Here is an 8918-nt window from a genome sequence, read left to right on the forward strand (position 1 = left end):
CTCCCCGAGGCTCCAAAAGGTTCAAGATCGGTTAGTCGAGGAAGGCGCAATGCCGTTCCACGTACTGTGCGAGACCGAGCGTGTGTTCCCGGACGCGGCGTTCCGCGAGATCGGCATCGCGGGCGGCAAGCGCCTCGATGATGTCCCGATGCTCGTGGATGGACTGGTCGGCACGGTCGCCGAGGCCCATCGTCGCGCGGCGGATCGCACGCATATGGATGAAGAAGCGGTCGGTCAGGTCCGAGATCAGGGTGGAGCCCGAAGCCTGGACGATGCTTTGATGGAAGACGATGTTGGCGTCGGAATACTCCGCGACATGTTCCGCCAACTCGGCTTTCGTGTATTTGTCGAACGCGGCGTGCAGGAGTTCCAGCTTCTCCGTGGTGGCGTTTTCGACGAACAGGCGTGCCGCCATGCCTTCCAGGGCGGCACACACCGTGATCATCTCCACCAGTTCGGCCTTCGTCTTGCGCACCACGAAGATCCCGCGCCGCGGTTGGGAGCGGATGAACCCCTCCTGTTCCAGCAGCGCCATAGCCTCACGCACCGGGGTGCGGCTGACACCCAACGCTTCGCACAGCCGGCGTTCGTCCAACCTGATCTCGCTGCTCTGACCGTAGATGTTCATCTGCGTGATGGCCTGTCGCAGCGACTGGTAGGCCTTCGCCTTGAAGCTCATCCCCTGTTCGAGGGGTTCGACACTGAATCGTTCTCGGTTCATCACGTTTCCGACCCTTTGCGCGCCGACGCCATCGGCGCCGCTTGTTGTCGTGAGCGTTCCTGTGCGAGCGTTCGGATGATCGCCCTCTGGTGCGTCGTTGTGAGCGGCGCGTCGTTTTGAATTATCGATACGGTATACCAGATGCCAGACACCCGCAACATCAATTGCGGGCACCTCGAACTATTTCTGCCGCAGACGGAGTTTCGGGTGGTTTTGTTCGATTTTTCTGGATATTGCGCGGTAATCGCCCTAATTTGGCCGTTCTAGGACCGCTCTTCGGGGAAGGAGCCATCGCATGGCCGACACTCAGCATCTGGCCAAGGCCGCGGACGAGCCGTCGTCCGGCGCGGCGGAGGAAGCGTCCGACCCGAACTTCATGACCTCTCTGGCCCGTGGGCTGTCGGTGATTCGCGCCTTTACGGAGCGGGAGCCGAACCTGACCATCGCCGACATCGCCAAGATCACCGGGCTGCCGCGGGCGGCGGCGCGGCGCTGCCTGTTGACGCTGATGCAGCTGGGCTATGCCGGGTCGGACGGCCGGACCTTCCATCTGAGGCCGAAGATCCTGGCGCTGGGCTATTCCTTCCTGTCGTCGGCCCCGCTGGCGACGATCCTCGACCCGCTGATCGAACAGGTCAGCGGGGCGGTGCAGGAATCCTGCTCCGCCGCCGTGCTGGACGAGGACGACGTGGTCTATATCGCCCGCGCGGCGACCAAACGGATCATGTCGGTCGGGCTGAATGTCGGCAGCCGATTGCCCGCCTATTGCACCTCGATGGGCCGCGTCCTGCTGGCGGCGCTGCCGGAATCGGAACTGGACGCCTATCTGGCGCGGGTGCCGCTGAAGCCCTACACGGAGCGGACCATCACTGCGGCCGACGCCCTGAAGCGCGAATTGGAGCGGGTGCGCGACCGCGGCTTCTCACTGGTGGACCAGGAGCTGGAGTTGGGGTTGCGCTCCATCGCCGTGCCGATCCGCACCGCCACCGGCGGCGTGGTCGCGGCGATGAACATCAGCGCCCAGGCCGCCCGCGTCACCTGCCCGGAGATGGAGGTGCAGTTCCTGCCCCACCTGACCCGCGCGGCGGAAGAGGCGCGGGTGCTGCTGGTGCGCTCACGGGGGGTGTGATGTGGAGGTCCGCCCTTTTGCGGACGGCGATCCACTCTCGGACATCCTGACGCTGGCGGGCAGCCGCTGCGCCGTGTCCGGCCGGCTGGAGGCTGGCGGGAACTGGGCGTTGCGCTTTCCGCCGCCGGTGATGATCAAGTTCATCGCCATCATGACGGGCAACGGCTGGCTGGCCGTGGACGGGATCGATGAGCCGCGGCACCTCGACACCGGCGATGTGATCATGCTGGGCGCGGAGCGGCCCTTTCGGCTCGGCAGCGACCTTGACCTGCCGGCGGCGGACGGCGCCGTCGCCTTTGCCGCGGCGGCCGGCGATCCGACGAAGGGTGACCGGGTGACGGTCGGCAACGGCGTGGAGTTCCTGGCGGTCGGCGGGCATGTCACGCTCGATCCAATCCGTGGCCACCTGTTCCGCGACGTGTTGCCGCCGCTGATCCATGTTCGGTCGGGAGCGCCGGAGGCGCCGGCCATGCGCTGGCTGCTCGACCAGCTCGGGACCGAACTGGCCTGCGGGCGGCCGGGCACCACGCTGGTGGCCGCGCAGTTGGCGCAGATGCTGTTCGTCCAGATCATCCGCGCCCATCTCGCCGCATCCGGTCCGCTCGGTCCCGGTTGGGCCGGCGCGTTGCGCGACGCACGCCTCGCTCCCGCCCTGCGGCTGATGCACGGTGACCCCGGCCGCGCCTGGCAACTCGGGGAACTGGCACGGGCGGTGGGCATGTCGCGGACGGTGTTCGCCGTGCGATTCAAGGCGGCGGCCGGGGTCGGGCCGCTCACCTATCTGCTGAGCTGGCGCATGCGGCTGGCCGAACGGGAACTGTGCTGCGGCACGGCGCCGGTGTCGGCCATCGCCCTGTCGCTCGGCTACCTGTCGGAAAGCGCTTTCAGCAACGCCTTCAAGCGAACCTTCGGGATGGCGCCGAGCCTCTACCGCAACCGGCATGCGGCAACCGCTCTTTCGACGCGGCGGTCAGGCCTGCGCGGTGGGGCGCACAATGATCTCGTTGATGTCGACATCGGCAGGCTGGTCGATGGCGAAAGCGATGGCACGGGCGACGGCGTCCGGCGGGATCCCAAGCGCGTCGCGTGATGCGGCAAGCCTCGCCCGCACCTCCGCATTGTTGATGCCGTCGATAAAGTCGGTGCGAACGAAGCCCGGCGACACGACCGTCACCCGAAGTGTCTCGCCGGCCTCCTGCCGCAGCCCTTCGCAGATCGTGCGGACGGCGACCTTCGTCCCGGCATAGACGGCCATGGTCGGCACCGTGCGGTGTGCAGCGGTCGATGCCGTGGTGACGAAATGGCCGCTTCCCTGGGCGCGGAAGACCGGCAGCGCCGCGGCGATGCCGTAGAGCACGCCCTTGATGTTGACGTCGACCATGTCTTCCCAATCCTCGACCCGCAGTTCGTCGAGCGGCGAGATCGGACCGATCCCCGCGTTGTTGATCAGGACATCGAGCCGTCCGAACCGCTCGCACGCCAGCCCGACCAGAGCGGTCAGGTCATTGCGCCGACGGACATCGGTCGGCAGGAAGACCGCTTCGCCGCCGGCCTGCGCGATGCGTCGAGCCAGCGCTTCCAGCCGATCCGCCCGGCGGGCGCCGAGGACGAGCTTCGCGCCGGACGCGGCCAGACGCAGGGCCGTCGCCTCGCCGATGCCGCTGCTGGCACCGGTGATCGCCACGACCTTCGGAGTGGATGTCGAGGTGTTCATGAGTCGTCTCCGTTGTGGTGGACGGAAACGATAGACGCCGGGCGCCGAACGCTGAATGCGCCGGCGTTCGCAAGATCTGCGCGATCGTTCAGGAAATGACGGTACTCACCGCCCTACTGGATCGTATCGGGCGAGATCGCCGTCAGCGCCGCCTTGATCTTCGGCACCATGTGGTCGGCGAAGGCCCGCACCTTGGCCGGCACCAGCGCGCGATGGGGATAGAGCACCGCCAGCGTCACCGCTTCCGGCGGGAAGTCCGGCAGCACCGGGACCAGGGCTCCGCTGGCGAGATGCTCCGCCACCTCCCACAGCGGCTTCATGGCGATGCCGCGGCCGTCCAGCGCCCAACCGGTCAGCACGTCGCCGTCATCGGCGTCGAAGCGGCCCGACACCGGCAGCTTCACCGGCTCGCCATTCTCCAGAACGCTCCATTGATATTGCTGGGTGCCGGGGAAGCGCAGAAGCAGGCAGTTGTGGCCGGACAGGTCCGCCGGCATCGAAGGGACCCCGCGCTCCGACAGGTAGGAGGGGGCGGCCACCAGCACGCGCCGCACATCCGCGATCTTGCGCACGACGAAGCTGGAATCCTTCAGCGCCGCCATCCGCACGGCCACGTCCACCGCCTCGCGCAGCAGGTCGAGCAGATGGTCGGACAGCCGCAGCCGCACCTCCACCAGCGGGTGGGCGGCGCAGAAGTCCGGCACCAACGGCGCCAGGATGCGGCGGCCGAAGCCCAGCGGCGCCGTCACCCGCACGCTGCCCGACGGCACGCCGGACCCGGCGGCGATGCTGCTGTGCGCACGCTCCACCGCCTCCAGCACCTCCAGGCAGCTCTGGTAGAAGTCCATGCCGGTCTCGGTCGCCTGCAACTGCCGCGTCGTGCGGTTCAGCAGCCGGACGCCGAGATGGGTTTCCAATTGCTGGATGCGGTGGCTCACCATGGCCGGCGACATGCGCAGGTTCCGTCCGGCAGCCGACAGGCTGCCCAGCTCGACAACGCGGACGAAGATGCGCATGTTCTCAAGCAACGCCATGCTCGCGCGGACTCCCTGCCGGACCGGTAGTTCTCAGGTGCGGCAGGAACGCTAGCACGCGCATTCCGGCGAGGGAATTTGCGCGATGCAGCAAATCCGTCAAAAAAGAAAGCCGCCGGAGCGCATCGGCGTCCCAGCGGCTTTCGTCAGACGGATAGGATCGTCAGACCAGCACGGTCTCGCCCTCCTCCACCGGCAGGTCCAGGGTTTCCTCGAACTCGGTGACGTTGTCGATGTCGGTGCCCATGGCGATGTTGGTCACCCGTTCCAGCACCAGTTCGACGACGACCGGCACCTGATACTCGTCCATCCAGGCCTGGGCCTGGGCGAAGGCGTCCTGGATGCGGTCGGGTTCGGTGACGCGGATCGCCTTGCAGCCCAGCCCTTCCGCCACCGCGACATGGTCGACGCCATAGACGCCGATCTCCGGCGCGTTGATGTTCTCGAAGGACAGCTGCACCTGGAAGTCCATCTGGAAGGCGCGCTGCGCCTGCCGGATCAGGCCGAGATAGGCGTTGTTCACCAGCACATGGATGTAGGGCAGCTTGTGCTGGGCGCCGACCGCCAGCTCCTCGATCATGAACTGGAAGTCGTAGTCGCCGGACAGGGCGACGATGCGCCGCTTCGGATCGGCCACCCGGACGCCCAGCGCCGCCGGCAGGGTCCAGCCCAGCGGGCCGGCCTGGCCGCAGTTGATCCAGTGGCGCGGCTTGTAGACGTGCAGGAACTGCGCGCCGGCGATCTGCGACAGGCCGATGGTGGTGACGTAGGTGGTGTCCTGGCCGAAGGCGCTGTTCATCTCCTGATAGACGCGCTGCGGCTTCATCGGCACCTGATCGAAGTCGCTGCGGCGGTGCATCGACCGCTTGCGGCCCTGGCAGTCCTTGACCCAGGCGCCGAGGTCCTTGAACTTGCCGGCAGCCTTCCACTCCTTCGCCACCGCGATGAACATGTCCAGCGCGGCGCCTGCGTCCGAGACGATGCCGAGATCGGGCATGAACACCCGGCCGATCTGGGTCGGCTCGATGTCGACATGCACGAACTTGCGGCCCTTGGTGTAGACCTCGACCGATCCGGTGTGGCGGTTGGCCCAGCGGTTGCCGATGCCCAGCACGAAGTCGGACTTCAGCATCGTCGCGTTGCCGTAGCGGTGGGCGGTCTGCAGCCCCACCATGCCGGCCATCAGCGGATGGTCGTCGGGGATGGTGCCCCAGCCCATCAGCGTCGGGATCACCGGCACGCCCAGCAGCTCGGCGAACTCCACCAGCTTGTCGGAGGCATCGGCATTGATGATGCCGCCACCGGCCACCACCAGCGGACGCTCAGCCGCCGCGAACATCGCCAGCGCCTTTTCGACCTGTTGGCGGGTGGCCGCCGGCTTGTAGACCGGCAGCGGCTCGTAGGCCTCGTCGTCGAACTCGATCTCCGCCATCTGCACGTCGATCGGCAGGTCGATCAGCACCGGGCCGGGCCGGCCGCTGCGCATCAGATGGAAGGCCTGCTGGAAGACGTAGGGCACCTGGGCCGGCTCCAGCACGGTCAGCGCCCATTTCGTCACCGGCCGGGCGATGTCCGGCACGTTGATGGCCTGGAAATCCTCCTTGTGCAGGCGCGCACGCGGCGCCTGTCCGGTGATGCACAGGATCGGGATCGAGTCCGCGATCGCCGAATAGAGGCCGGTGATCATATCGGTGCCGGCCGGGCCGGAGGTGCCGATGCACACGCCGATGTTGCCGGCATTTGCCCGTGTGTAGCCCTCGGCCATGTGCGAGGCGCCCTCCACATGGCGGGCCAGCACATGGCGCATCGTGCCGCGCCGCTGCATCGCCGCGTAGAAGGGGTTGATCGCGGCGCCGGGGACGCCGAAGCAGACGTCGATGCCCTCCCGCTCCAGCACCCGCACCGCCGCTTCCGCCGCCGTCATTCTCGCCATCGCTCGACTCCTCACCAAACGCGATTATTCCTGAGGACAGCTAAGCGCGCGGATGGTGGGTGCGGCAAATCAATGGGTTGCCTTTTCCACAGGCTGGAAAGCGGCGCGAAGGGGGCAGAGGGCGTCAGCTGCCCCGATAGGTGGAATAGGCCCAGGGTGAAACCAGCAGCGGCACATGGTAATGCTGGGCAGCGTCCTTGATGCCGAAGCGCAGCGGCACCTCGTCGATGAAGTCCGGGCCGTCGCCGGAGATGACGCCGATGCGGCGGAAATATTCGCCGGCCATGAACAGCAATTCATAGCGTCCGGGTTTGAAATCCTCGCCCTGGAGCGCCGGGGCATCGAGCCGGCCGTCGGCGTTCGTTGTGAACTCGCCGAGAACGGCGCCGGTATCCAGCGCCGTCAGCCGGATGCGCATGCCCGGCGCCGGACGGCCCGCGGCGATGTCGAGGACGTGGGTGGTGAGGCGGCCCATGGTGGTGGTCTCCTTGGAGTTGGGTGGTTGCTTCGCGTGCCCCCTCCCCATCCCTCCCCCGCTCCGCGGGAGAGGGGGCAGGAGCTTTGCGGGAATTCGGCGGAGTTCCCTCTCCCGCGAAGCGGGGGAGGGTTAGGGAGGGGGCATCGTCAGCCGACGATAGATCAGCCCCCTACCCCTGCCCACCCTCCGAAATCCGGAAACTGTCTTCAGTCCCGCGCCCGATCCGCCGCCCAAACTGCCGATTGAACCCCCTGCCGCCAATGGCTTAGCGTAGTCCCCGCTTCGACCGCAGCAAGCGAGACGACGATGACCGAGACCGCCTATCCCCGCGACATGATCGGCTATGGCGCCACCCCGCCGCAGGCCAATTGGCCGGGCGGCGCCCGGGTGGCGGTGCAGTTCGTCATCAATTACGAGGAGGGCGGCGAGAATTGCGTCCTCCATGGCGACGCCGCGTCGGAGGCCTTCCTGTCAGAGATCGTCGGCGCCCAGCCGATCCTCGGTGCTCGTCACATGAACATGGAGTCGATCTACGAATACGGTTCGCGCGCCGGTTTCTGGCGGCTGCACCGGATGTTCACCGAGCGCAACCTGCCTGTCACCGTCTACGGCGTCGCCATGGCGCTGGAGCGCAATCCGGAGGTGGTCGCCGCCATGAAGGCCGCCGGCTGGGAGATCGCAACCCACGGCTGGCGCTGGATCGACTATCAGCATCTACCGCCCGAGGTGGAGCGCGAGCATATGATGCGCGCCATCGAGGTCCATACCCGTGTGATCGGCACCCGGCCGCTCGGCTGGTATCTGGGTCGGTGCAGCCCGAACACCTGGCGGCTGGTCGCGGAGGAAGGCGGCTTCGTCTACAACGCCGATTCCTACGCCGACGACCTGCCCTATTGGGATGACAGCCATGGCCGGCCGCAGTTGATCGTGCCCTATACGCTCGACGCCAACGACATGCGTTTCGCGACGAACCAAGGCTTCAACAGCGGCGACCAGTTCTTCGCCTATCTGAAGGACAGCTTCGACACGCTCTATGCGGAGGGCGAGACGGCGCCGAAGATGATGTCCATCGGCCTGCATTGCCGTCTGGTCGGGCGTCCCGGCCGCGCCGCGGCGCTGGCGCGCTTCCTCGACTATGTGCGCAGTCACGACAAGGCGTGGGTGGCGACCCGGCTCGACATCGCCCGCCACTGGATCGCCGAACATCCCTACACCGCGAAGTGAGGCCCTCCATGCCCTACAGCCTGGACGATCTGAACCGGATGGACCGCGCCGCCTTCGTCGCGGCGCTGGGCGCGGTGTTCGAGGACAGCCCCTGGGTGGCCGAGGCCGCCTGGGACAAGCGTCCCTTCGCCGATACGGACAGCTTGCGTGCGACGATGACCGACATCGTCCGGAATGCCGGGACGGAGCGGCAGCGCGCGCTGATCCTCGCCCACCCCGACCTTGCCGACCGCGCGACCCGCGCCGCCAACCTGACCGCCTTTTCGCAGACCGAACAGGCGAAGGCCGGCCTGAACGAGTTGACGGAAGCCGAAGCGCAGGAACAGCGCGAGTTGAACCGCGCCTATCGCGAGCGCTTCGGCTTCCCCTTCATCATGGCGGTGCGCTTCAGCAGCAAGCAGGAGATCCTGGCGGCGATGCGCGAGCGCGTGGCGAACGTTCCGGATGTGGAGTTCGGCCGGGCGCTGGAGGAGATCTACAGGATCGCGGGGTTCCGGTTGGACGATCTGGTGGAACTCCCCCTCTCCCCCCCGGGGAGAGGGATGGGGTGAGGGGGACGCACATGTAGGATTTTTGGTGTAGGCCCGCCGCGCCCCCCCCCCCCCCCCCCCCCCCCCCCCCCGGGGGGGGGGGGGGGGTCCCCCAAAAAAGAGGGGCCCCCCCACCCCCGCGGCGCGGGGCTTTT

The 8918-nt window shown here is 67.4% G+C and carries 9 protein-coding genes; 4 read left to right on the forward strand and 5 right to left on the reverse strand.

Translation table 11 applies throughout. The annotated features are described in order from the left end of the window. Window positions 1-31: 31 nt before the first annotated feature. Complete coding sequence (locus FZ029_RS29490; RefSeq protein ID WP_247892555.1) at window positions 32-895, reverse strand: GntR family transcriptional regulator; 864 nt, start codon at window positions 893-895, stop codon at window positions 32-34. A 121-nt stretch (window positions 896-1016) separates the two neighbouring features. On the opposite strand from FZ029_RS29490, the gene FZ029_RS29495 reads away from it, so the two are divergent. Then, a complete protein-coding gene (locus FZ029_RS29495) occupies window positions 1017-1850 on the forward strand; it encodes an IclR family transcriptional regulator (RefSeq protein ID WP_149200122.1) in 834 nt (277 codons plus the stop codon). Between the two features lies 1 nt (window position 1851). Beyond that, the gene (locus FZ029_RS29500) at window positions 1852-2940 is read left to right on the forward strand and encodes an AraC family transcriptional regulator (RefSeq protein WP_149273401.1); all 1089 of its coding nucleotides are present in this window, start codon (window positions 1852-1854) and stop codon (window positions 2938-2940) included. Here the strand turns inward: FZ029_RS29500 and FZ029_RS29505 are convergent. The 4 genes from FZ029_RS29505 to uraH all read right to left on the reverse strand — a co-directional run bounded on the left by FZ029_RS29505 (window position 2821) and on the right by uraH (window position 7006). Continuing rightward, window positions 2821-3564, reverse strand: coding sequence for an SDR family oxidoreductase (locus FZ029_RS29505; protein WP_149273403.1), 744 nt, complete (start codon window positions 3562-3564; stop codon window positions 2821-2823). The two genes, FZ029_RS29500 and FZ029_RS29505, sit on opposite strands and share 120 nt — an antisense overlap. A gap of 113 nt (window positions 3565-3677) precedes the next feature. Beyond that, window positions 3678-4598, reverse strand: a complete 921-nt coding sequence (locus FZ029_RS29510; RefSeq protein WP_149273405.1) for a LysR family transcriptional regulator — start codon at window positions 4596-4598, stop codon at window positions 3678-3680. A gap of 163 nt (window positions 4599-4761) precedes the next feature. Further along, the gene (gene gcl / locus FZ029_RS29515) at window positions 4762-6531 is read right to left on the reverse strand and encodes a glyoxylate carboligase (protein WP_149273407.1); all 1770 of its coding nucleotides are present in this window, start codon (window positions 6529-6531) and stop codon (window positions 4762-4764) included. A gap of 124 nt (window positions 6532-6655) precedes the next feature. Then, window positions 6656-7006: a hydroxyisourate hydrolase gene (gene uraH / locus FZ029_RS29520; RefSeq protein WP_149273409.1), complete on the reverse strand. Its 351-nt coding sequence runs from the start codon at window positions 7004-7006 to the stop codon at window positions 6656-6658. Between the two features lie 309 nt (window positions 7007-7315). On the opposite strand from uraH, the gene puuE reads away from it, so the two are divergent. Both puuE and uraD read left to right on the forward strand, forming a co-directional pair. Further along, on the forward strand, window positions 7316-8233 hold the full coding sequence (gene puuE / locus FZ029_RS29525) for an allantoinase PuuE (RefSeq protein WP_149273411.1): 918 nt from the start codon (window positions 7316-7318) through the stop codon (window positions 8231-8233). 8 nt (window positions 8234-8241) lie between these two features. Continuing rightward, window positions 8242-8784 (forward strand): 2-oxo-4-hydroxy-4-carboxy-5-ureidoimidazoline decarboxylase, encoded by a 543-nt coding sequence (gene uraD, locus FZ029_RS29530; protein ID WP_149273413.1) that lies wholly within the window; start codon window positions 8242-8244, stop codon window positions 8782-8784. The last annotated feature ends 134 nt before the right edge of the window (window positions 8785-8918 follow it).

The organism is Azospirillum sp. Sh1 (assembly GCF_008365135.1).
Lineage (GTDB): Bacteria > Pseudomonadota > Alphaproteobacteria > Azospirillales > Azospirillaceae > Azospirillum > Azospirillum oryzae.